This is a genomic window from Ralstonia sp. Ralssp110, from assembly GCF_047325135.1.
Classification (GTDB): Bacteria; Pseudomonadota; Gammaproteobacteria; order Burkholderiales; family Burkholderiaceae; genus Ralstonia; species Ralstonia mojiangensis.
The window spans coordinates 236,048-259,197 of record NZ_CP168609.1; the positions used below are offsets into that span (position 1 = coordinate 236,048).

Consider the following 23,150-nt stretch of genomic DNA (forward strand, 5'->3'; position numbering starts at 1 on the left):
GGATTTACATACCCTACCAAAGTAGGGGCTAAACGTTTGCTTTTGACGTTATGTCGGGGTTGATTGTGTTCCGTGTCACGTTACGTCGTAACGCTCGGAACACGGATTTGAGTGGGGTAACAGCCCGTGTTTAAGGTCGGGTAACACCTGACGTGCTGTCCGCAAAACCAATAAGTACGCCGTCCTTTGAGAACTGAGTCACGTTTCTGACACGCCTGGCATGCCATTTGCAGAATGTGGCCCGCAGTCCGCAGTACCGAGCTCAGACATCAAGACACATCATTCCAAGAAAGGGACGGACCATGACTCACATTCGACACTCCATTCGCGTTGCGCCTTTGGCCTGCGCTGTTGCCGCTCTCATGCTGGCGGCTTGTTCTTCGGGGGGCTCTGGCTCGGGCAGTTCGCCGAATCCGAGCCCGAGCGACACGACGGGTGTGACGCCCGTCGGCAAGGTGGCAAACGGCACCGGCAACACCGTCGTGGCAACCGGGCAGGCAGTCAGCAGCCTCGGCTCGACGCTTCAGAACGCAAATATTCCGGGCTTGTCGGATCAAGCCAAAGCAGGCCTCGGCGGCACGGTGGACAACGCTGGCAAAGCTGTCAGCGATCTCGGCCTGGGCATCCAGACCGGGCTCGGCAAGATGGGGCAGAACCCCAATCCGATCGGCACGACGGTGGCCAGCACCGGCAATGTCGTGACGGATCTTGGCCAGGCGACCGTGAGCGCCGGCTCGCTCGTGCAGGGCCTGGGTCAAGGCTCCGGCGCGCCGCTGGCACCGATTACGCAACCCGTGGGTGGCGGCGTTCAGCAGATTGGCCAGGCGCTGATCGGCGGAGGCACGCTGCTGGGCAGCGCGTTGTCTTCCGGCGCGGTGCAGCAGGTGACGCAACAACTGAGCACGGCCATCGTGCCGGTTACCACGCAGGTCAGCGGCGCCACTCAGATGATTGGCGATTCCACGGGCCTGGGCGGGGCCTTGAATAACCTGCTGGGCACCGTTGGCGGCGGTGTGGCCGGCGCCGGCAACACCATCACCGGAACGGGCGTGCCGGTGGTCTCGAACCTTGGCCCGGTGGTGACTTCCCTCGGCACCACCGTCGCGGCAATCGGCGGCGTTGCCACGACCGGCGGTTCGGCGGGCAGCAACCCCTTGGGCGGCCTGCTCGGCGGCGTAGGCGGCGGCACTGGCGGCACGAACCCCTTGGCTCCGCTGACCGGCCTGCTGGGCGGCGTATCGGGTGGCTCCAACCCTCTGGCTCCTGTTACGGGCCTGCTGGGCGGTGCCGCCGGTGGCAGCAACCCGCTGGCGCCCGTCACCAACCTGCTGAGCGGCGCGACCAGCGCAGCCGGCGGCGCATCGGGCAGCAATCCGCTGGCCCCTGTCACCAACTTGCTGGGCGGCGTTGGCAGCCTGGCGCACTGAGCAGTACCTGTCTGTGCTCTTGAAGGTGCGCGGGCGTGTTCCCGTCGCTCGCGCATCCTTTTTTTGCCTGGACAGAAATGGGGAGCGTTCAGACCGGCCCCGAGGATTAATGGGAAACCCGTTCAGATAATCGATCTAGTCTGACCGTCATTAGGGGATTTCCATTGGTTTTCAGAGGGTTGGCGTGTCTTTAATAAAATTAAATAGAGACTTCATTCTAATTTGAGGCAAGTACCTCAATTGAGTTATTTTGTTTGCGGCGCTGCACGCCTATAAAGTTGTTACGGGGTGTTACGTGACATACGTGACACGCCGGAAAAATGAATGCCCATGGGGGGCGTGCGGTGATCACCAGGCGTGTGCGGGACGCTTCGTTTGGTGATATCTGAATTTCGTTCCATTAGTGGAACGGCGCGAACAGCGAAATTTTTTGCTATTCGTGTCATCGCTGTAAATCCCCATGCGTTTTATCCGGTATTAGCAAATATGAACTGGCTAAGGTTGGAGCGCCGAAAGCTGGTCGAGATCAACACATCCGCGGGCGAGTGCAAACAGGAGAGAGATCATGAAGAACGCCATTCTGAAGTTCATCCGTGACGAACAAGGTGCCACTGCCGTCGAGTACGGCATGATCGCTGGCCTCATTGCCGCTGCGATCACGGTCATCGTGGGCAAGCTGGGCACGCAGCTCAACACCGTCTTCACCAACATCTGTACGGCCGTCAAGGGCGGGACTGCTTGCTAGAGCTTGGCTTTGCATAGCCACATCGATAGTGCTGGCTGGGCAAGCGTCGCAGTTCTCGCAGTTCTCGCAATCGCATTAGACATTCGCTCCCGGCGCGTGCCGAACTGGCTCGTCGTCGCGGGGGTAGTGCTGTCCGTCGCTCTGATCAAGTTGGGCGGGGTGCAGGACCTTGCCTATGACTGGCAGGATTTCTGGCTCGGCGGTGCGATCGCGTTTGCCTGCTTTTTGCCGCTATATGCACTCGGGTGGATGGGCGCCGGCGACGTGAAGTTTTTCACCGTCGTCGGCCTGCTGGCCGGCTGGCATGGCCTCGTGGCCGTCTGGCTTGTCTCGAGCATGATTTCCGGCTTGCACGCGCTCGCCATCATGGGGTTACGCCAGCTTGATGCGTCTTCTCCATCGGCTTGGATCGTGATGCGCGTGTGCCCGGCTATCGCACGCTGGGATACCGCTCAGGCGGGCCGCCGCGGCATTCCGTACGCCGCCTACATGGCAATCGGGTTGCTGAGCTTGCCGTGGGTACCTACGACAATGCGCATGCCCTGGCTGCCGGGCATGTAGTTCAGGCAGTTGAAGCGTTGAACAAGAGCCGCTAAGCGGCCTGCCTATAAGAAAGGAGTCGGCCATGCCGACATTGCAACGGGAACGGGAGGGTGCTCGCATGCACCCGGAAGTCCGCGCACATGCTGTCCGTCGCCCTCGGCGGCGCGGTGGTCGCGGCGCAGCCTCTGTCGAATTTGCCGTCGTCGTGCCGGTGCTGCTGGTGCTCATGCTTGGCATCGTGTACTACGGCGTGATCCTCGCCATGCAGCAGGCGCTGACCCTTGCGGCTGAAGAGGGCGCACGCGCCGCGCTCCGCTATCAGCCTTCCAACACGCAGCGCGTGGCAGCTGCCTATGCGGCCGTGACGTCGGTACTCCCCACGTTCCTTACCGGGCGGGTGCAGACCAATCAGAACAGCACCCCGCTCGTGAATTGCCAGAACGTGGCAGGCATGCAATGCCTGAGCGTGGTCCTGACGTTGCCCGTGACCTCCGGCAACAACCCGCTGCTGCCTTCGATACCCCTCTTGCCCGCACCGGCCACATTGACGGGCTCTGCCGTCGTGCAGCTGGTGCCTGGCTCCTGAAGCTTTTTTTCAGTTCGCTGACCCTCTCGATCGACCGCTTGGACACGCCGCCCAGATGACCAGCAAACACCTCCAGATCTTCGCCGCCGCGCTATTGCTGCTGGCCGCCATTCTTGGCGCCGTAGCATGGAAGACGGCGCATCGCCCGCCGGCGCCCGTGGCGGAGCAGAAAGATGGCAAAACCGTCTATCCCGTGGTCGTGACCACGAAACCGCTGGAAGCGGGCAAGCCCATCACCGCAGACCAGGTGGCCGTCGAGCAACTGCCCATCAATCCGGCGGAGGCGTTTTCAGACGTGACGAAGGTGGTCGGGCGTGAACCCATTCTGCCAGTCGGCGTGGGTGTGCCGCTGATTGCCTCGCAGCTGTCGTCGGGCCTTGCGCAGCAGGTGGAGGCCGGGCAGCGCGCGGTCGCCATCAACGTGGACGAGGTGATCGGTGTGGGCAACCGCGTCATGCCGGGTGACTACGTCGACGTGTTCCTGGTGATGCGTAAGGATGGCCAGGAGGTCGAAGACAGCCAGGCGCGCCTGCTGTTGCCGCACCTGCGCGTGCTGGCGTTTGGCCCGCTGGCCGTCAATGAAGGGGCACAGAAGCAGCCCGAGAACAACGGGGTCACGCGCAAGGTCGATCAGGCCAAGACGGCCGTGCTGGCCGTGCCGGTGGAGGCTGTCAGCCAACTGGCTATGGCGCATCAGAGCGGCCGCCTGCTGCTCGCGCTGCGGAATCCGGCCGACGATGCCGAGCCGACCGTGAAGCCGCAGGATGCCGCCCTGCTGGCTGCGGCCAACCGCAATCCGATGGACGTGGCCCAGGCCGGCGTATCGATGGCCAGCCTGACTGGCACGGCGCGCCGCTCGCCGGTGCTCCAGATGCCGCCGCTGCCCGTCGTGGCGTCAACACGCACGACCGCACGAGCCAATACGGCCGCGACCGGCGGCGTAGAAATCATCCGCGCAGGAAAACGTGAGGAGCAACATGACTGATGCCGCCATGGTTCGCGGTTGGATGGGCGTACTCGCGTTGGGCTGCGCCGCCTTCGTGCCGAGCGCATTTGCCGAGACGGCACCGACCGGCCAGACGCTTCATCTCCTGACGGGCAGTCAGCGCGAAATTCGCCTGGGCAAACCGCTCGAGCGCATTGCCATCGGCAACCCTGAAATTGCCGATGCGTTGCTGCTCAAGGGGCGTGGTACGGCCACGAGCGTTTTGATCATCGCGAAGAAGCCGGGTGCGGCCAACGTGATGGTATGGACGCAAGGCGGTGTTGCGACGACTTACAACGTCCAAGTGGACCCCGCGGCGCCTCTGCCTGGCGATCCGGCCGTGGTTGCGCAGGGCGATAGCGCGGTCGTGTCCGGCCAGCCTAAAGATGTCTACGCGCTTGCCCGTGCGCGCCGCTCGGCCGCCGCAGCCAGCGGCGGGGAAAAACCTAAAGACGGCAACGTCATCGACACCACCTCGATGAACGTGCCGGGCACGGTGCAAGTCGACGTGCGTGTGGTGGAGTTCAGCAAGACGGTGCTGAAGGAGGCTGGGTTCACGTTCGGTCGTACGCGCGGCGGTTTCGATTTTCGGACATTTGCGCCATCGTCGCTTTCCAAGGTCACGTTCGGATCGGGCGGCTTGACAACTGAATCGACCATGCCGATCGGCTCGGCGTTCAACCTGCTGGTCTCGTCGGTCAGCAAAGGGCTCTTCGCCAACCTGAGCCTGATGGAATCGAACGGCATGGCGCGCGTGCTGGCCGAGCCAAGCCTGGTTGCGCTGTCCGGTCAGAGCGCCAACTTCCTGGCCGGCGGCGAGATTCCGATTCCCGTGCCGCAAGCGCTGGGTACCACCACCATCGAATACAAGCCATTCGGCATCGGGCTGACGGTCTCCCCGACGATCCTGTCGGAGAACCGCATCGCGCTGAAAGTGGCGCCCGAAGCCAGCGACCTGGATTTCAGCCGAGGCGTCACCCTGAACGGTGCGACGGTGCCGGCCATCGTCACGCGCCGTGCCGATACGACGGTTGAACTGGGTGATGGCGAGAGCTTTGTCATCGGTGGCCTGGTCAGCCGATCGACGCTGTCCAACGTCGACAAGGTACCGTTCCTGGGCGACGTTCCGATCATCGGAACGTTCTTCAAACGCCTGAACTACAACCAGGAAGAGCGGGAACTGGTGATCATCGTCACGCCGCATCTGGTCAAGCCGATGGCACGCAATGCGCCGATCGACAAGATGCTGCCGGGACAGAGCGGCGGGCAGGATCGCGATACCGCACGCGACGCCGTGTGGCGGCCGTTTGCGCTGGGGGTGGCTGATCCGGCCGCCATGCCCGGGTTCTCTAAGTAAGGGGCCGGCATGGATTACTTCCTTCTGCACGGCGGCGCGCGCGGCGGTATGCAGGGCGATGCCCAGGCGGCAGGTGTGCACCGCTGGCTGGCCGGGGCGATTCGCGAGCTGGGTGTGCTGGTGGCCGAGACGACTGGCCACGATGCGTTCATCGAGCAGATTGGCGCAGTGAACCCCGAAGTGGTGTTCGTGCGCTTTGCCTCGTCGCCCACGCTGATTGATGTGCCAGATCACGACCAAAAGCTGGGCGAGGGGGCCGACGCGATCAACGAGGCGACGCAACTGGTCGCACAACTCACGCGCTTGTTTCCGGGCTTGCCGCTGGTGGCGGTGGGTTCCGCTGCCGACGGCCGCGCGATGCTCGCTGCTTTGCGCGCAGGGGTCAAGGATTTCGTCGACGTGGATGGCGCCCCGGCCGAGGCTGTGCGCGTGGTACGCCGCTTGCTGGCGGAGCGCGCATCGGCCGAGCCGACCCGCCGTGGCCGCGTGCTGGCCGTGTTGGGTGCGCGCCCCGGCGTGGGCGCCACCACGTTGGCCACCAATCTGGCCACGCTCGTGCGCCGCACGTCGGCCAGTGATGTGATGCTGCTCGACCTGGGGCAGCCGCTGCGTGATGGCGCGCTCTACCTGAACGTGCAGGCCAATTTCCATTTCGTCGAGGCCGTGCGCAACTTGCGCCGCTTCGACCAGGTGTTTGTGCAGACCGCGCTGTCGCGTCATCCGAACGGGCTTGCCGTCTTGCCGCTGCCGATCTCGCTGGCTGAGATGCGCGACATTTCGTTCTCTGAAGCGCTCGGCCTGCTGAGCCGGCTGCGTACGTTCTTCGACCTGCAGGTCGTCGACCTGGGCGGCTTTGGCAACATCGACTTCATCGCGCAGATCATCAAAGCCGCCGACGACGTGATGCTGGTGACCGAGCAGAGCGTGGGCGCCATCGTGTCGGCGGCCGAGCTGATGCAGGAACTCAAGAAGCGAGAAATTGACCGCGATCACCTGCATCTGACCATTTCGAAATTCGACACGCGCTTGTCGCTGGACGCAGCGCAGATCGCCGAGCGGCTGGAAATTCCTTCGGTGCTGACCGTGCCGAACCGCCGCGAAGCGCTGGTCATTGCCTCCAACCAGGGAGCGATGCTCGCGGAAACGCACCCTACCGATGCCTATGTGCGCGCGCTTGCCCAGATTGCCCAGACACTCGGCTACGCCCAGCAGAGCGAGCGAGCTTCAGGTGTCTCAAGCTGGGTGTCAGGCGTGAGTGCGCGACTGGGCGGCCGCTTTGGCGCACGCTCCAAACGCAAGTCGGCAGACGCCACTGAACTGGATATCGGTACCACCGAACGGAACGCGACATGACCCAACCCATCGAGTTCTCCAACCAGCCGGACGCCGGCAACGGCGCGTTTGCCGTTTCGCAGGCCTTCCAGGACATCAAGGAAGCCGCGCACGAACACCTGCTGACGCGCATCGAAGAACTTGGTGCCGAGTTCGGTCGCTGGTCGCGCACAGCCATTCAGCGCTTTGTCGATCTGGAAGTGGAAGGCTTCACGCGCATGCGCCGCATTCCCGTCAACGAGACGGAAGTCCGGCAGATTGCCGAGGCGCTGACCAAAGAGTTGGCCGGCTTTGGCCCCATTGAAGATCTGCTGGCCGATCCGGCGGTGGAAGACATTCTCGTCAACGGCCATCTGGACGTTTACGTGTCACGCCACGGCATTCTGGAGCGCATTCCGGTGCGCTTTGCCGATAACAACCACCTGCTGCGCATCGTGCGCCGTATCCTCGCGCCGATCGGGCGCCGGTTGGATGAATCGAACCCGATGGTCGATGCACGCTTGCCCGACGGCGGCCGCATCAACGTGGTCATTCCGCCGCTGGCGCTCGAAGGGCCGGTGGTGTCGATCCGCAAGTTTCGGAAAGACCCGCTCAAGCCGGAAGACCTGCTCGGCCTGGGTACGATGAGTGAAGAGATCGGCGCGCTGATCGAAGCTGCTGTGCGCGCCCGCTGCAACATCCTGGTGAGCGGTGGCACCAGCTCGGGCAAGACGTCGCTGCTTAACGCGATGGCGTATCACATTCCCGAGGCCGAGCGTGTGATCACCATCGAAGACACGGCCGAACTTTCGCTCAACCATCCGCACGTGGTGCGCTTGGAAAGCCGGCCGGGCGGCTTTGAGGGCACGGGCGTCGTCACGATTCGGGAGCTGTTGCGCAACAGCCTGCGCATGCGGCCCGACCGCATCATCGTGGGCGAAGTGCGTGGCGGTGAAGTGCTGGAAATGCTGCAAGCCATGAGCACTGGCCACGATGGCTCAATGGGCACCATTCACGCCAGCAGTCCGCGCGAATGCCTCTACCGGTTGGAGATGCTGGCGGGCTTTGCCGGCTTCCAGGGCAGTGAGGTGAGCTTACGCCGGCAGATCACCAACGCCATTGATTTCATCGTGCAGATCGGGCGGTTGTCCAACGGCAAGCGCCGCATCCTGTCGATCACGGAAGTGACCGGGCTGGGGGACAACATCATCTCCACGCAGGAGCTGTACCGCTACGAGCCCTATATCGGCCCGGATGGCGAAGAGGTCGACCGCTGGACGGCGCTCGGCCTGCAGCCGCATTCGCCCAAGCTGGCCCGCATGCGCAACAGCGAAGGCGGCGGGATGGACGGTGGCATGACCGGATTCGGCGGCGGAGGCCGTTTCCATGTCTAGCATGACGCTCTGGTTCGGTTGCCTCGCACTGCTACTGATGGGCGCATCGCTCATGCTGTGGGCGGAGGCCGTGCGCCGTCGCGAGCGCGAGGCATCACGCAGCTTCGTACGCGCACAGACCGAGCAGATCAATGCGCGTTATCAACCGAATGTGGAGCCCGTGCCGGCAAGCGTGCCCGACTCGCTGAACCGCGCCTGGCAGGATGCACTGCGCCGCGCAGATATCGAACCGAGCCGGCGCTTCTACATATTTCTTATTGGCCCCGCGTTCATGATTGCGCTCGCTGTCTGGGCGATGTCGAGCGCGCTTTCGGCCCTGACGGCGCTAGCCCTGTACGTGGTGATCGTCGCTTTCCTGTTTTGGAACCGCACCCGGAAGATGAACGAGCGCCTGCTGGCGCAACTGCCTGGCTTTCTCGATGGCGTGGTGCGGCTGATGAGCATCGGCAGCGCGGTCCCCGCGGCGTTTCAGGCAGCCAGCGCCAACACCGAGCAGCCGTTGCGAAACTGCCTGATCGCCATCACGCAAATGCAGCGCGCCGGCAAGGACCTCGATGCTGCGGTGCTGACCGTCGGCCAACAGTACCGCGTGAACGAATTGATCCTGCTGTCATCGGTGCTCCGCTTGGCGTTGCGCTACGGCGGGCGTGCAGACATTGTGATGGAGCGCACCGCAGCGTTTATGCGCGACCGGCAGCAGGCCCAGCGCGAGCTGTTTGCCCTGTCGGCCGAGACGCGATTGTCGGCATGGATCATCGGCCTGCTGCCGATTGTGGTGGGCGGAGTCATCGTCATGTTCAACGCGGCGTACATCATGTCGATGTGGCGCGATCCGTTCGGCAAGACGTTGATTCTGACGGCCTTCGGCATGGAAGTGCTCGGCGCTGTCATGCTGGCCAAGCTCGCGAAATCGGTCTGAGGAGAACGCATGGACGACACCCTGGTTACCCTCAGTCTGACCGCAGCTGCCGCGGGCGTGCTGGTGTTCGGTGGACTCGCGCTGCGTGCAACGCTCACGCGACATCGCAGCGCACGCAAGCTCGATACGGCGCTGTCCGACATGCGCGCGACGGCGGCCAACCCCACTGCGCCCTCCGCGTCGCCGGTTGTGCACCCCGCTGCCAAACCGCGCCCGCATGGCTCGCGGGAAGCCCAGCAGCTCCAGCAACAGATTGCCAAGGTGGGGCAGCGCTGGATCGACACCGGTCTGGGCCGCCGCATCGTGACTGAGGAAGACCGCAAGCTGCTTGAAGAATGCGGCTATTACGGCGAACACGCCCGCACCGTCTTTGGTGGCACCCGTATCCTGCTGCCGCCGCTGCTTGCCGTGTTCGGCGCATTGCACGGGTCCTCGCTGCTGTTTGTGTTCGTGTTTGGCTTTGTCGGTCTTGCGCTGGGCTACCTTGGGCCGAAGTGGTTGCTCGGGCGCCGCAAGGAGAGCCGCCGGCGTCGTATGGACGATGAGCTGCCCGTCATGGTCGACATGCTGCGGCTGCTTCAGGGTGTCGGCTTGTCGATCGACCAAAGCCTGCAGGTGATTGCCAACGAATTCCACAGCATGCTGCCCGTGCTGGCAGGTGAGTTTGGCCGGGCCAACCAGCAATTCGCCTCGGGCCGCCCTCGCGAGCAGACATTGCTGCGCATTGCACGCCTGTTCGACAACGAAGACCTGAAGGGCCTCATCACGCTTCTCACGCAGGTGGATCGCTTCGGCGGCGCGGTGCAGGAGCCGCTGCGGCAGTTCGGCGGGCGTCTGCAGGAAAACCGCCGCGCGCGCCTGAAAGAGCGTGTGGGCAAGCTGACCGTGCAGATGACGATGATTATGGTCATGACGCTATTGCCCGCGCTCCTGATCGTCACTGCGGGACCAGGTTTCATGGGCGTCATGCGCAGCCTGCAACACACCGGGGGACATTGAGATGACACGCTTTCCAAATGCCGCGCGCGCCAGCTTGGCCGGCGTGGCCGTGCTGAGCATTCTCCTGGCCGGCTGCGGATCGATGGCAACATCCGACATGAGCCTGCGCACCGATGCCGACATTGAAATGGCACGTCAGCGCCAGAGCCAGGAGAAGGCCGAGATCACCAGTCCGGCAACGTATCTTTCGCTGATTCGCAGGATGCAAGAGCAGGGGCTGTACTACGCCTCGCTTGCGCATATCGATGCCTACCAGCAACGCTATGGCCGCGCGCCCGAGATCATGCTGCTGCGTGCGGACGCGCTACGCGAAACCGATCAACTTGCTGCAGCCGACGCCGAATACCGCGCGGTGGTGGGCGCCACCTCTGCCATGGGCGCAGGCACGCAAGGCGGATTGCTCCATGCCGCAGCGTGGCGCGGCCTGGGCATCGTTGCGGGGCGTCAAGGCAACTTTGCCGAAGCGGCCCGCCGCCTGCAGGTGGCTGCCCAAGCCAATCCGACTGACGCCAGCACGGCCAGCGATTTTGGCTACGCGCTGATGCGGTCGGGTGAGGTCGAGCAAGCCCGCGTGCCGTTGATGCAGGCGCAGCAGATGGCCGCGACCAGCCCGAAGATCGCGGGCAATCTAGTGATCTGGCTCACGGTGAATGATCGCAAGGACGATGCTGCGTCGCTGGCCGCACATGCACAACTGACAGCATCGGCGCGCAAGGCGGTTGAGGACGACGTTGCACGCGTCCGTACCGCCTGGCGAGATCGCCGTATTGCCCGGGAAACCACGACGATGGTGCCGCGCGCCGTGGCAGCGGGGCCCTCTGCCACAGCGTCCGCTGGCGTTTCGGTCGCCGCCGCGGCGACTGCCACCCGCACATCGGAGCGCCCGCTGGCATTGCAGCGCGGTCGCCTGCTTGACACATTGGAGGTTTCGCAATGAATTCCCGCATCCTGACGGCCGCCGGTTTGGCGGTATGGCTGACGTGCGGCGTCGCCGGCGCGCAAGGGTTCTCGGGCAGCGACCCGCAGAGCGCCGCGGCGGCGCCCAAAGTCGGCACCAACGTGAATGATGCGACGCGAGCGCTGCTCAAGGCGCAAGCCGATGGCACCTACGCGGGTGAGTTTGTGCTGTTGCGAGGCGAGCAGGCGGCGCTGGCCTATCAGCGTTACCTCAATTCGTTTAATCAGGCCATGCCTGGCCTGGCACAGCAGAGTTCCGGAACGCGGGCGTCGACGGTCAACCTTGTTCAGCAGTCCGGGCGCTGATTCCTGCAGAACGCACACGACGCTGTGACACGAGCCGCCGCCTCCCATCTTCGCCAAGCCGTCATGCTCCGTCGCCGCCTGCGCGGCGCGGTAAGCGTGATGACGGCCACCTTTATCGCCACGGTTGGTCTGGCGGTGCTGGTGTCGATCGACATCGGCAACCTGTTCTATCAGCAGCGCGCGCTGCAACGCTCGGCTGATCTGGCAGCCATGGCCGCGGCCCAGCGCCTTGACCTGCCTGCCGCTGCACAACAAGCGGTGGTGCAGAACGGACTGACGGTGGATGGCACCAATGTCACGCTTGCAGTCGTGCCGGGCGTTTGGGATGCCAGCGCGGGCACGGCGCCCACGTATTTCACCGCGCAGGCAGCAGTCGACGGCAACACCAACGCCGCACAGGTGACGATTACCCAAAACGTGCCGTATTTCTTCATGGTGGGCCGGCGGCAACTGACAGCGACGGCGATTGCGAAGAACACATCCATCGTCGCGTTCTCTCTCGGGTCCGGGCTCGCCTCCGTCGATAACGGACTCCTGAACCAACTGCTCGGATACCTGCTCCACACGAACCTGAATATCGATGCCGTCTCGTATCAGGGGCTGGCCACGACCAACATCCGCCTGGCCGATCTTGCGGTGGCGCTGGGTGCGGGTTCGATGCAGGAACTGCTGTCGCTGTCGCCCAGCCTGGGGACGCTTTTCAATGCTGTGATCTCGGTGGCGTCGCAGTCCGGGCTGGCCGGGGTGTCGGTAGGTGGGGCAGGCGCCAGCAATGCGCTGTCGTTTGGCAACGATCTGAATGTGCCGATCAATATTGGCGATGGTGGAGCCTCTTCGCCCGGCTTGCTGCAGGTGCTGGCGCTGGCCGGTAATGAACAAGCTGCGCTCAATGCCACCGTCAACGTGCTTGATCTTCTGACAACGGCTGCGCAGATTGCAAATAGCCAGTCGGCCGTGAATGTGGCGCCTGTTGCGCTCAACATCCTGGGGCTTGGGACGGTCACGCTATCGCTGAAGATCATTGAACCGCCGGCGATTGCTGTTGGGCCGCCGGGGCAATTCTTGTCGGGCCCGAATGCGGGGCAATGGAGAACGCAAGCGCGGACGGCTCAGGTCCGGTTGGGCTTAGGCATCAATGCCAACGTCTTGGGGCTCGCCGGCATTACATTGCCGATTGGTTTGCAGGTGGCCGGCGCGCAGGGGCACGCGAAATCAACCAATTGCGTCGTTCCTCGTCTGAACTCGACAGCCACCATCTCGGTGCAACCTCAGCCCGTTTCGCTATGCATTGCTATGGGGGCGGATACGGCAGTCAGTGGCGCGTTGAATTGTTCATCTGCCGCGCCAGCGCCGCTTGTCAATCTGCTTGGGATCGGCGCAGTGAGTATCAAGGCCAATGTGTCGCCGGCAGCCAATTCTGGTTGGACTGATGAAACTATTGCCGCTACGCAGATCGGATTGAATCCGCAGACTGATACGAGCGGCAATTCACCACCACGCGTGGCGACACAGGCGGTGTTCGGTTCGGTCCTGAACAGCAACCTCAATCAACTGCAATTGACGGTCCTCGGAATTCCACTGGGGCCGATCGGTGCGGCGATTCTGTCTCCGGTGCTAGCGGTGATTGGCGCGACGCTCGACGCGGTCCTCACCCCTCTACTCGAAGTCCTCGGCATCCAACTCGGCTACGCCGACATCAAACTCCTCTCGCTCGACTGCGACGCCGTCGAGTTGGTTTACTGACATGGAAGCGACGACATGAAAACCGATCGCTGGGCGTACGAAACGCTTGAGATTTTTGTCTGGGAAGGCCGTCACGATATTGCCGATCGTGTGGCGCGGTTCATGGCCCCTTTTGGGGCGGAGGTCATCCGTGCGGGCGGGATCGATTTTCAACCGGCCGAGCCTCGGCTGAAGCCGGCGGTGGCGGTGATCAGCGCGTCGGTGGTGGAAAGCGGTGGCTTTACGGTGCTCGACTGGCAGGCTGCGCAAGGCATGCCGGTGATCTGGGTGGCGGCGGACACGCAGCATGATTCGAGCCGCTTCCCGCCCGAATACACGTACGTGCTGGGTCCGGATTTTGGCGCAACCGAGCTGCGCGCGCAGATCAGCAAGGTCCTGCCGTCGATGTCGTCTGCGCAGGCCCAGGCGCAGGATCAGAGCGACCTCGTAGCCGCATCGCCGGCCATGCACGGGTTGCTGGAGCAGGTCGATACTTTTGCTGATTGCGACAGCAACGTCATGCTTTACGGTGAAACCGGCGCCGGCAAGGAACGTATTGCGCGCCTGCTGCACGACAAGAACAGCGTCTACGGCAAGGGCCCGTTCGTGGCGGTCAACTGCGGCGCGATTCCCGATGGGTTGTTCGAATCGCAATTCTTCGGCCATGCCAAGGGCGCATTCACGGGCGCCATGTACGCGCACCGCGGCTACTTCGAACAGGCCAACGGCGGCACGTTGTTCCTCGATGAGCTGGGCGATCTGCCGCTGTATCAGCAGGTGAAGCTGTTGCGCGTACTGGAAGACAGCGAATGCACGCGGTTGGGCTCGACGGTGCCGGTCAAGCTGGATTTCCGCCTCGTGGCTGCCACCAACAAGAACCTGCGCGAGATGGTCGCCACGGGCAAGTTCCGCGCCGATCTGTATTTCCGCCTGGCTGTGATCGAGCTGCGCATCCCCAGCCTGGAGCAGCGTGGCGCGGATGACAAGATCGCGCTGCTGCTTTCCTTCCTGCGGCATTTGCTGGGCGACAAAACCTTCAATGCCATGCCGCCGGTGCCGGAATGGGTGCGTACCTCGGTCAGTCGCGCCTACTTTGCCGGCAATGTGCGTGAGCTGCGCAACCTGGCAGAGCGCATCGGCATTACGCTGCGCCAGTTCGGCCGCTGGGACGAAGCCCGCATCCTGCCGCTGTTCGCCGGCCTGCAGCGTGACGCCTTCGAGCGCGAGGGCAGCCATGGCGGCTATGGCGAGCGCAGTAGCGGTGGGAATGGGGGCACGGGTGGCGAAGAGGAGCGCCGCCGTATCCTCGCCGCGCTGGACGCCAACAACTGGCGCCGCCAGGACACCGCCGCCACGCTGGGCATCAGCCGCAAGGTGCTGTGGGAAAAGATGCGCAAATACCAGATTGCCGACGGCGAAGCCGAGCTGCGCGAACTGGAGTGACGCCATACAACACCCTACTGCGGGGCGGGCGTCCGGCGCGCCACTCGGGCGGCGGATCGCGTATAGTTTTCGGCTGCAACACCTGCGCAGAATCCACAGGGTCGAGATGAGAACACAACAACAATCAGGGAAAGCGTCGCATCAGGCGTTTCAGAGGGGATTGGCCATCGCGGCCGCAGTCGCAGTCTTGGCCGGTACGGCCGCCTGCACATCTGCCGTGGCGCAGAGCCCAGCCGCACCGCCCACCGCCATTGCACCGATTGCCGCAGCTGCGCCCGTGCCGGCGTTGACCGCCACGGTTGGCCAGCCGGCTGCAGCTGCACCCGTTGCCAGTGCGCCAGCCACGCCCAGCGGCGCGGCCAGCACCGGCAGCCGGGCTTCGACCAGCGCTGTATTCGAGCTGCAACAGCGCATGCAGGCGCACGAACTCTCGGAGTTGCGCACGACGTACAACGGCGCCTATGGCGCCAGCCTGCTGTTTGCCCAGAGCGACCTGACTTACTACGTCACGCTGTTCCAGCAGAAGGACCTCTGGCGTGTCATCAAGACCACCAACGAAGCCGCTGCCGAACGCCTGTACAACGACTTCGCCAGGCAGACCCGCACGATGGCCGATCTGGAACTGCAGCGTATCCGCCTGGAAGCCCAGAAAGAGCGCTCCGAGCGCCAGATTGCCGCCCAGCAGGAAAAACTCCGTGGCCTGAAGACCGACTTGGACATCCAGCGTCAGCAGCAGGCCCAGGCGCAGGAACGGCAGAAGACTGCCCGGACCGAAGCCGACGCGCTGGATATCGAACGCCGTGCCGCTCGGGCGCGCGTGGAAGAGCTGCAGCGTCAGATCCGCGAACTCGAAGCGCAGGTCAACGCGCCGTTCAATTCTCAGCCGCGCCGGCGCTGATTCAACGCTTCACGTCATCCCCAGATCGGGCGGCCTACGGGTCGCCCGGTTCACTTTTAGGGGTGGGCATTCAAACATGGCGACTTTGTTTGATGCGGAGCGGGGCGGCGCGTACATTGGCGGACAATCCATTTTCGCAGTCGACCGCGCATGCGTTCCGCCTCCGAGTTACCCGCCAATGCATCGCCCGCAGCGGCGGAGCCCATCCCGCAGCCCAAGGGCTTGCCGTGGCTGGGCAACCTGCTTCAACTTCCCAAAGACCGTCTGGCCCAGACGCTCCTGGAAACCAGTCGACACTTTCCCCAAGGCCTTTACCAGCTCGACTTTGCCGGGCGGCGCGTGCCGTTCGTCTATTCCGCCGACCTGGTGGCCGAACTGTGCGACGAAACGCGCTTTCGCAAGCTGATCGGCCCGCCGCTGTCGTTCTTGCGGGCGGGTGCGGGCGACGGCCTCTTCACCGCGCATCAGGACGAGCCCAACTGGGGCAAGGCGCATCGCATTCTGCTGCCGGCTTTCAGCCAGCGTGCGATGAAGGGCTACTTCGACGTGATGCTTGAAGTGGCCAATGCGTTGGCCGACAAATGGGCGCGCCAGGGGCCCGACGCTGATATCCCCGTGGCCGACGACATGACGCGGCTCACGCTCGACACCATCTCGCTGGCGGGCTTCGGATACCGCTTCGATTCGTTCAACACACCGGAGCTGCATCCGTTCCTGGCGGCCATGGTGGGCGTGCTGTCAGAAGCCATGGGCAAGCTCACGCGCCTGCCGCTCAAAGACCGCTTCATGCGCGAGCACCATCGCCGGTTTGCGCACGACGTGGCCGCCATGCATCAACTGGTGGACGAGGTGATCCGCGCGCGCCGTCAGGCAAAAGATGGCGGCGTCGGCGCGAGTGACCTGCTTGGGTTGATGCTCAACGCCCGCGATCCGGTGTCGGACGAGCCACTGGATGACACGAACATCCGCTTCCAGGTCATCACCTTCCTGATCGCCGGGCATGAAACCACGAGCGGCCTGCTGACCTTCGCACTCTACATGCTGCTCCGCCATCCGGCCGTGCTGGCGCAGGCGTATGCCGAGGTTGACCGCGTGCTGCCGGGCGATACCGTGCCGCAGTATGCGCACCTCGCGCAGCTGGATGTAATCGAGCGCGTGCTGAAGGAAACGCTGCGCCTGTGGCCGACCGCCCCGAGCTTTGGCGTGGCGCCCTATGAAGACACGCGCATTGGCGGCCGCTACGCCATCCGCAAGGACCAGCGTGTGGTGACCGTGCTGCTGGCGCTGCATCGTGATCCGGCGGTGTGGGATCGCCCCGAAGTCTTCGATATCGACCGTTTCCTGCCTGAGAACGAAGCCAAGCTTCACCCGCACGCCTACAAGCCCTTCGGCAACGGCGAGCGCGCTTGCATCGGCCGCCAGTTTGCGTTGACCGAAGCCAAGCTGGCGCTCGCGGTGATCCTGCAGCGCTTTGCGTTGTCCGACCCGTACGACTACGGCTTTCACATCAAAGAAACGCTGACGCTCAAACCCGACGGTTTCCGCCTGCGCGCGCGGTTGCGCAATGCGCGGGAGCGGCTGTCGATCGCCATGCCGTCGCGCACGGAGGTGGTCACGCAAAACGACGCCGAAGCCGCACTCGCCGGCGGCGGCGAACCGATGCATGTGCTGTACGGCGGTAGCCTCGGCACCTGCCAGGACATCGCCGAGCAGCTTGCTGCCACCGCATCGCGCGCCGGCTTCGACGCCAAGGTCGCACCGCTGGATACGATTGCCGACGCGCTGCCGCAGCAAGGCGTGCTGATCGTGGTGGCGGCCACGTACAACGGCCGTGCTCCGGACAGCGCCCGCACGCTGGAGGCGCGGCTCGATGCCGCCGATGCCCTTACGCGGCAGGCAACAGGATTGCGCTACGCAGTGCTTGGCTGCGGCAACTCGCAATGGCCCGCGTTCCAGGCGTTTCCAAAGCGGGTGGACGCGATGCTCGCGGCGGCCGGTGCGCAAGCCATCGTGCCGCGCGGCGAGGCTGACGGCAACGCCGGTTTCGATGCCGCCGTCGATGCCTGGACGCGCAGCCTGTGGAGCGCCCTGGGCGCCCGTCAGGCGCAGACCGATGGCCCATCCGTCCACGTCGACTATCTCGCCCCCGATGCCGTGCGCGCCGCCACGCTGCCACCCACCGCCCGCGCGATGACGGTGCTGGCCAACGAAGAACTCATCAGCGACTCTACCGGCCTGTGGGACTTCACACAGGAAGCCCCGCGTGGCCCCACGCGTCACCTCACCGTGCGGTTGCCCGACGACGTGACCTACGCCACCGGAGACCACCTCGCCGTCTATCCGCGCAATGCCGACGACCGAGTCGACGCGGCCATCGCGCGACTCGGGCTGGAGGGCGACGCGCTCGTCACGCTGACCGCGCGCCATGCGCACGTGCGGCACTTGCCGCTTAACCGAGCGGTGTCCGTGCGCCAGCTGCTGCGTGATTTCGTCGAGCTGCAGGACACCGCCACCGTGCGCGACATCACCGCGCTGCATTCGGCCACGCGCTGTCCATTCACGCGTGGCCAACTTGCCGTCTGGCTGGAAGGCGACGATGCAGCTCAACGCTTCGACCAGGACATCCAAACCGCGCACGTGAGCGTGCTTGACCTGCTGATCCGCTTTCCTGCGATTGAACTGACGCTGGAGGCGTTTCTCGCGCGGCTTGGCGCGATGCGGCCGCGCTTCTATTCCATCGCTTCGTCGGCGCGTGTGTCGCCGGGTGTGGCAGCGCTGACCGTGGGCACGGTGTCGGGGCCGGCTTGGTCCGGGGTCGGCACGTATCGCGGAACGGCATCGAATTACCTGATGACGCTGCATGCGGGCGCTGAGATCGCCGCTGCCGTGCGCACGCCCAACCCACCGTTTGCCCCCGACGCCGATGCCGGTAAGCCAATGGTGTTGATCGGCGCCGGCACAGGCATCGCGCCGTTCCGAGGTTTCCTGGAAGAGCGCGCCGCGCAGCAGGCGGCAGGCGAGGCGGTGGCAACGTCGCTGCTGTGTTTCGGCTGCCGCCACCCCGAGCACGACTTTTTGTACCGCGACACATTGCGCGGGTGGGAAAACGCAGGTGTCGTGCGCGTTTTCCCGGCGTATTCCTGCGTGGCCGATCATCCGCATCGCTTCGTCCAGCATGCACTGTGGGACGCGCGCGAAGCCGTATGGGCGGCGTTGGATGCCGGCGCCACGTTGTACGTGTGCGGCGACGGCCGTGCGATGGCGCCGGCGGTGCGCGACACGCTGATCCGCATGCATCAAGCGCGCTACGGTAGCGACCTGGCGACCGCGTCGGACTGGTTGACGGCGCAGATGCAATCCGGCCGCTACCGCCAGGACGTCTTCAACTGAGGCCGCCGGGAGAGACATCGGTGTTGCGGCACTGCCGCATTGGCGGCCCCGCTTGAGCGGGGGCGCAAGTGCCCCATGTTACGATTTGCCCCTCGGAGCACCGAGCTTTTGGCCCAGCGACGCACTGTCAGACGCGTCCGGCGCAGCGGCTCCATGAGGAGAAAAGAGAATGTGGCGCCGAATCAAAGCGTCCTGGATGGCGATCTTTCTGGTCACCCTGCTGGGTGTCGGGTACTTGTGGATGTACCGTTTTGAGCCGCTGCTCTCTGGCGAGGCCGGCAGCGATGTGTTCGTGTGGGACCGCTGGACCCACCGCGTCTGTGCGCTGACCGACAACGGTGAAGCCACCGAGTGGCGGTGCGATAACGCCATGGAAACCGACGGCTCCAGCAACAACACCAACTCGGACGTCTCGATCCGGAAGCGCATGCGCGACGCCGTCCAGCGCATCAATCTGTAAATCCTGAATCCCACGCCCGCCATTCGTCGCGGGCGTTTTTTTCCCGGTTTTTCTTATCCCTGGCTAGGTTCCGCAGCGTCCACCAGTTCTGGCGACGGCACAGGCGGCAGCTTGCGTACCTGCGCAGTCTCCATGCGGCCCTGGCGCTGGAACGGCCCCAGGTTTTGCGGCTGGCCGGATTCCAGCGCGCGTTCAATGGCGGCCAGTACGCGCACGTCGGCCAGGCCCTCCTCGCCGTTGGGTTCGGGTTCGCGGTTGTGGAGAATGCAATCCGAAAAGTACTGCAGCTCGCCGCCAAACTGGTCGGTTGCGTCGAACGCTTGCTCTTGCGTCTTGCCGTCGATCGTGGCGCGGTATTTCAGCCCCACGCCAAACATGAAGCCGGGCGAAACTTCCAGATCCCCCTTGGTACCGAGGACGCGGTACTGATCGATGCTGGCGCCGCTGTAGCTGACCACGAATTGCGCAACGCGGTGATCGGCAAAGCGAAGCGTCACGCTGACGGTGTCATCGAAGTTGAATGGCAGATCGGGGTCGCGAACCCCGCAAGCTGAAACCTCCACCGGCTCTTCGCCAAACAGATTGCGCACTGCATTGATGGGGTACACGCCCATGTCTGACACGGGCCCCGCCCAGTAACCATGGTTGGCGCGGTGGTTGGACGGTGCCACCGATTGGCTGAACATGGCCGAGAACGCGCGGATGCGCCCGAGCTTGCCTGCGCGCACCAGCTCAATGGCGGCCAGCGTGGCGGGCTCGAAATGCAGCCGGTAGGCAATCATCAATTTCGCATTGCCATTGCGGGCCGCTTCGATCATCGCTTCGCAATCGGCCTCGCTCGTGGCCATGGGTTTTTCAAGCAGGACGTGAATGCCACGCTGCAGGGCGGGCAGGGCGTACTGCCGGTGCATGTCGTTGGGCAGCGCGAGGTAGATCGCGTCGATATCTCCGGAGGTCAGCAACTGGTCGTAGTCGGCGTAACCGTGCACGTGCTCGATGCCATAGCGGTCGGCCAGTGCCGTGGCTTTGACCTCATCGCCGGTGACTAGCGCGGTGACGATGGAGTTGCCGCTCTGTGCCACGCCCGGCAGAAACGCGGCTTGGGAAATCCAACCGGCGCCGACCACGGCATAACGCACAGGACTCTGAACGGTACGTGCAGGAGCGGCTTGCGGCTCACGTTCGGCCTCATGAAAAGCGGTAGACATGACAATTCCTTTGCAATCGTTGCGCACGGGGCATGCCGATGCCGTGGTGCGGCGCGCTCGGCCGTGCGGGTTCTAACTGACTAAGCAAAGGCGGTGCCCGGTGAGCGAAAAAGGCGTCACACCGGGCCCTATCGGGGCGCCGCACCGGGCGCTCAGGCGTGCTCGGCGCGGCTGTCGGCGGGGGCTTCGGCGCGCTCGGTCATGCCGTAGTCGCGCACCACATGGGCGATGCGCAGCCGATAGTCGGCAAACGCGTGGTCGCGGCCGGCGTGCTGGGCGCCGCGGTGCTGCTCCATGTTGCGCCAGGCCTTGACGGCCTCTTCATCGCGAAAGAACGACAGCGACAGCATCTTGTCGGGGTTGGTGATGCTCTGGAAGCGCTCCACCGAGATGAAACCATCGACCTGCTCAAGCAGCGGCTTCAGGCGCGCGGCAAGGTTCAGGTAGGTGTCGCGTTGGCCCGGTGCGGGCTCGACTTCGAAGATGACAGCGATCATGGCAAGTCTCCTGGGGTGTTTTCGCGGCGGTTTCGTTGTTTGCAATTTCAAGCGTGAAAGCTGGGGATGCGCGCGTTGGGCGAGGGGCGATATGCCACCTCGCCAAGGCTGGCGAGCCACCGGTCGACATCCGGCAGGCTCAGCAGATGCAGCACTGTTTCGCGTGCGATGGTGGTTGCCAATGCGTCGGCGGGGCAGCGGTGCACGCCGACGCCGAACGTCCACAGGCGCGGCGCTGCGCGGTCGATGTCGAAGCGTAGTGGGTCCGGGTTGGTTGTGCCATCCACGTTGGCGGCCGCCAGCAGCACCAGGATCTTGTCGCCCGCGCGCAGCGGGTGGCCGAGCAGCACAACATCGTGCGCGACAAAGCGGCGCGTGTTCTGCACGGGCGCATCGCGGCGCAGGACCTCGCGCACGAAGGGCTCGATGGCATGCGGTTGCGCGCGCAGCCGTGTCGCCAATCCCGAGTGCCGCGACAGCGCGACGATGCAGTTGCCGAGCAGCCCGGCACAGGCGTCGTAGGTTTGCGCGAGCAGGGCGGCGAGGTTGGTGATCTCTGTGTCGCCGTCATCACCACCGCTAGCCAGCGGGGAGTCGGTAAAGCGGCGCTGGAGGCGGTCGACGGCGGCATCGGCTTGTGCAACGGCTGCTGCGCTGGCACCTGGGCCGAGCGCGGCCAGGTACGCGGCAATGTCAGCCTGGCAGGCAGGTGCATCGGCGTGATCGCCCAGCAGCGTCTGCGCGATCGTGGCGAGTGGCACGGCGAAGTGGGCATCGGTCTCCAGCGCAGCGTGTAGATGCGTTGCATCGGGCAGCGCAGTGCGAGCATGCCGCTGCGCGCGGCCGGCCAGCGCCGACACGTCCAGCCGGCCCAGCGCGGCCATCACCTTCGCCTTGCGCGCGCCGTGGTCCGGCCCGTCGATCTGACGCACGAGGCGCCCGAAGAATGCGCCCGTGGGCGTCGCGGCCACGGCCCTGGGCACGGGTTCATCGGCCGGCCGTACGCGGCAGGCAGCGCTGCCGAGCGCAGCGTCTACGGCTTCAGCACTGGCTGCGACCCACCACCCGAGGGCGGCATCGAAGAAGAACGGGCGGTCGGCCGCAAGTTCGGCGTAATAGGGGGCCGGGTCGGCATGCACGATGGCTTGCAGCGCGTCGGCGGGCGGGACGATGTCCAGGGCAGTCATCAGCGTGGGGCGCGGGAGTAAGATGGCTCCCATTGTCTGGACTGCCCGCCCGCCTGTCACGCGCCAACAGTTTGGTCTCCATCGAACCATGACCGCATTTTCCTCAGCCACCGAATCGACAACTCAGCCGGACATCGGCCGCGTGGCCGCCACCATTGGTGATCCGACCCGCATCCGCATGCTGCTGCTGTTGATGGAAGGCCGCTTACTTACCGCCAAGGAGCTCGCTTACGGCGCGGGCGTGGAGCCGGCCACGGCCAGCGCGCACTTGCGCCGGCTTGAGGCCGATGCGCTCATCACTTCGCTGTCCAGCGGGCGCTACAAATACTTCGGGCTGCGCTCGCCGGCGGTGGCAGAGATGATCGAATCGCTGCTGGTGGTCGCGCCTGAAAAGCCGGCCGACCCGCGGCGCTCGACCGTGCCGGAAAACCTGCGTGCGGCGCGCCTGTGTTATGACCACCTGGCTGGTCAGCTTGGCACGGAGGTCTCGGAGAAACTACTGTCGCGCGGCTGGCTGACGCAGCTCGATGACACGCACGGCGCCTATGAGGTTACGCCCGAGGGTGAGCAGGCGCTGGCCGCCATCGGCGTCGATGTGAACACGCTGCGCCACGGCCGGCGCCGCTTCGCTTACGGTTGCATGGATTGGAGCGAGCGCCGCCCGCATCTGGCCGGTGCACTCGGGGCAGCTGTAGCAGAACGCTGTATCGCACTCGGGTGGCTGGCGCGGCAGAAGCATTTGCGCGCACTCAGTGTGACCGAAGCCGGGCAGCGCGAATTGCATGCGTGGCTTCACACGGCGTAGGTACGTGCAGC

At 64.6% G+C, this 23,150-nt stretch carries 21 protein-coding genes; 18 read left to right on the forward strand and 3 right to left on the reverse strand.

Annotated features, from left to right (window positions below):
* Nucleotides 1-302 precede the first annotated feature (302 nt).
* The 17 genes from ACEN9T_RS01680 to ACEN9T_RS01760 all read left to right on the forward strand — a co-directional run bounded on the left by ACEN9T_RS01680 (nt 303) and on the right by ACEN9T_RS01760 (nt 19,442).
* The gene (locus ACEN9T_RS01680) at nt 303-1,427 is read left to right on the forward strand and encodes a collagen-like triple helix repeat-containing protein (RefSeq protein ID WP_413706229.1); all 1,125 of its coding nucleotides are present in this window, start codon (nt 303-305) and stop codon (nt 1,425-1,427) included.
* 565 nt (nt 1,428-1,992) lie between these two features.
* A complete protein-coding gene (locus ACEN9T_RS01685) occupies nt 1,993-2,172 on the forward strand; it encodes a Flp family type IVb pilin (protein ID WP_004627381.1) in 180 nt (59 codons plus the stop codon).
* 96 nt (nt 2,173-2,268) lie between these two features.
* Nucleotides 2,269-2,733, forward strand: coding sequence for a prepilin peptidase (locus ACEN9T_RS01690; RefSeq protein ID WP_413706230.1), 465 nt, complete (start codon nt 2,269-2,271; stop codon nt 2,731-2,733).
* Nucleotides 2,734-2,797: 64 nt separating this feature from the next.
* Entirely contained in the window at nt 2,798-3,301 is a 504-nt protein-coding gene (locus ACEN9T_RS01695; protein ID WP_092971929.1) for a TadE/TadG family type IV pilus assembly protein, read from the forward strand.
* Between the two features lie 55 nt (nt 3,302-3,356).
* On the forward strand, nt 3,357-4,286 hold the full coding sequence (gene cpaB, locus ACEN9T_RS01700) for a Flp pilus assembly protein CpaB (RefSeq protein ID WP_092971928.1): 930 nt from the start codon (nt 3,357-3,359) through the stop codon (nt 4,284-4,286).
* The gene (locus ACEN9T_RS01705; RefSeq protein ID WP_092971927.1) at nt 4,279-5,643 is read left to right on the forward strand and encodes a type II and III secretion system protein family protein; all 1,365 of its coding nucleotides are present in this window, start codon (nt 4,279-4,281) and stop codon (nt 5,641-5,643) included. The genes cpaB and ACEN9T_RS01705 overlap by 8 nt, the downstream gene beginning before the upstream one ends.
* 9 nt (nt 5,644-5,652) lie before the next feature.
* Nucleotides 5,653-6,996 carry an AAA family ATPase gene (locus ACEN9T_RS01710; RefSeq protein WP_252694204.1) on the forward strand — a complete coding sequence of 448 codons (1,344 nt, stop codon included), beginning with the start codon at nt 5,653-5,655 and terminating at the stop codon, nt 6,994-6,996.
* Nucleotides 6,993-8,348 carry a CpaF family protein gene (locus ACEN9T_RS01715; RefSeq protein WP_092971925.1) on the forward strand — a complete coding sequence of 452 codons (1,356 nt, stop codon included), beginning with the start codon at nt 6,993-6,995 and terminating at the stop codon, nt 8,346-8,348. Before ACEN9T_RS01710 ends, ACEN9T_RS01715 begins: the two co-directional genes overlap by 4 nt.
* Nucleotides 8,341-9,267, forward strand: coding sequence for a type II secretion system F family protein (locus ACEN9T_RS01720; protein ID WP_252694202.1), 927 nt, complete (start codon nt 8,341-8,343; stop codon nt 9,265-9,267). The genes ACEN9T_RS01715 and ACEN9T_RS01720 overlap by 8 nt, the downstream gene beginning before the upstream one ends.
* 9 nt (nt 9,268-9,276) lie before the next feature.
* A complete protein-coding gene (locus ACEN9T_RS01725; protein WP_413706231.1) occupies nt 9,277-10,266 on the forward strand; it encodes a type II secretion system F family protein in 990 nt (329 codons plus the stop codon).
* A 1-nt stretch (nt 10,267) separates the two neighbouring features.
* Nucleotides 10,268-11,203, forward strand: coding sequence for a hypothetical protein (locus ACEN9T_RS01730; RefSeq protein ID WP_413706232.1), 936 nt, complete (start codon nt 10,268-10,270; stop codon nt 11,201-11,203).
* On the forward strand, nt 11,200-11,529 hold the full coding sequence (locus ACEN9T_RS01735; RefSeq protein WP_413706233.1) for a DUF3613 domain-containing protein: 330 nt from the start codon (nt 11,200-11,202) through the stop codon (nt 11,527-11,529). The genes ACEN9T_RS01730 and ACEN9T_RS01735 overlap by 4 nt, the downstream gene beginning before the upstream one ends.
* A gap of 63 nt (nt 11,530-11,592) precedes the next feature.
* Entirely contained in the window at nt 11,593-13,272 is a 1,680-nt protein-coding gene (locus ACEN9T_RS01740) for a TadG family pilus assembly protein (protein ID WP_254775662.1), read from the forward strand.
* A gap of 15 nt (nt 13,273-13,287) precedes the next feature.
* Nucleotides 13,288-14,694 carry a sigma 54-interacting transcriptional regulator gene (locus ACEN9T_RS01745; RefSeq protein WP_092971920.1) on the forward strand — a complete coding sequence of 469 codons (1,407 nt, stop codon included), beginning with the start codon at nt 13,288-13,290 and terminating at the stop codon, nt 14,692-14,694.
* 106 nt (nt 14,695-14,800) lie between these two features.
* Complete coding sequence (locus ACEN9T_RS01750) at nt 14,801-15,592, forward strand: DUF2968 domain-containing protein (RefSeq protein WP_413706234.1); 792 nt, start codon at nt 14,801-14,803, stop codon at nt 15,590-15,592.
* A 150-nt stretch (nt 15,593-15,742) separates the two neighbouring features.
* On the forward strand, nt 15,743-18,982 hold the full coding sequence (locus ACEN9T_RS01755) for a cytochrome P450 (RefSeq protein ID WP_413706235.1): 3,240 nt from the start codon (nt 15,743-15,745) through the stop codon (nt 18,980-18,982).
* 169 nt (nt 18,983-19,151) lie between these two features.
* Nucleotides 19,152-19,442, forward strand: coding sequence for a hypothetical protein (locus tag ACEN9T_RS01760; RefSeq protein WP_092971917.1), 291 nt, complete (start codon nt 19,152-19,154; stop codon nt 19,440-19,442).
* Between the two features lie 53 nt (nt 19,443-19,495).
* On the opposite strand, the gene ACEN9T_RS01765 is transcribed toward ACEN9T_RS01760, so the two are convergent.
* The 3 genes from ACEN9T_RS01765 to ACEN9T_RS01775 all read right to left on the reverse strand — a co-directional run bounded on the left by ACEN9T_RS01765 (nt 19,496) and on the right by ACEN9T_RS01775 (nt 22,334).
* Nucleotides 19,496-20,650, reverse strand: coding sequence for a Gfo/Idh/MocA family protein (locus ACEN9T_RS01765; RefSeq protein WP_413706236.1), 1,155 nt, complete (start codon nt 20,648-20,650; stop codon nt 19,496-19,498).
* Between the two features lie 152 nt (nt 20,651-20,802).
* Nucleotides 20,803-21,147, reverse strand: coding sequence for an antibiotic biosynthesis monooxygenase family protein (locus ACEN9T_RS01770; protein WP_092971915.1), 345 nt, complete (start codon nt 21,145-21,147; stop codon nt 20,803-20,805).
* A 47-nt stretch (nt 21,148-21,194) separates the two neighbouring features.
* On the reverse strand, nt 21,195-22,334 hold the full coding sequence (locus ACEN9T_RS01775) for a cytochrome P450 (RefSeq protein WP_413706237.1): 1,140 nt from the start codon (nt 22,332-22,334) through the stop codon (nt 21,195-21,197).
* 88 nt (nt 22,335-22,422) lie between these two features.
* On the opposite strand from ACEN9T_RS01775, the gene ACEN9T_RS01780 reads away from it, so the two are divergent.
* Nucleotides 22,423-23,139 (forward strand): ArsR/SmtB family transcription factor, encoded by a 717-nt coding sequence (locus tag ACEN9T_RS01780; RefSeq protein ID WP_413706238.1) that lies wholly within the window; start codon nt 22,423-22,425, stop codon nt 23,137-23,139.
* Nucleotides 23,140-23,150: the final 11 nt, after the last annotated feature.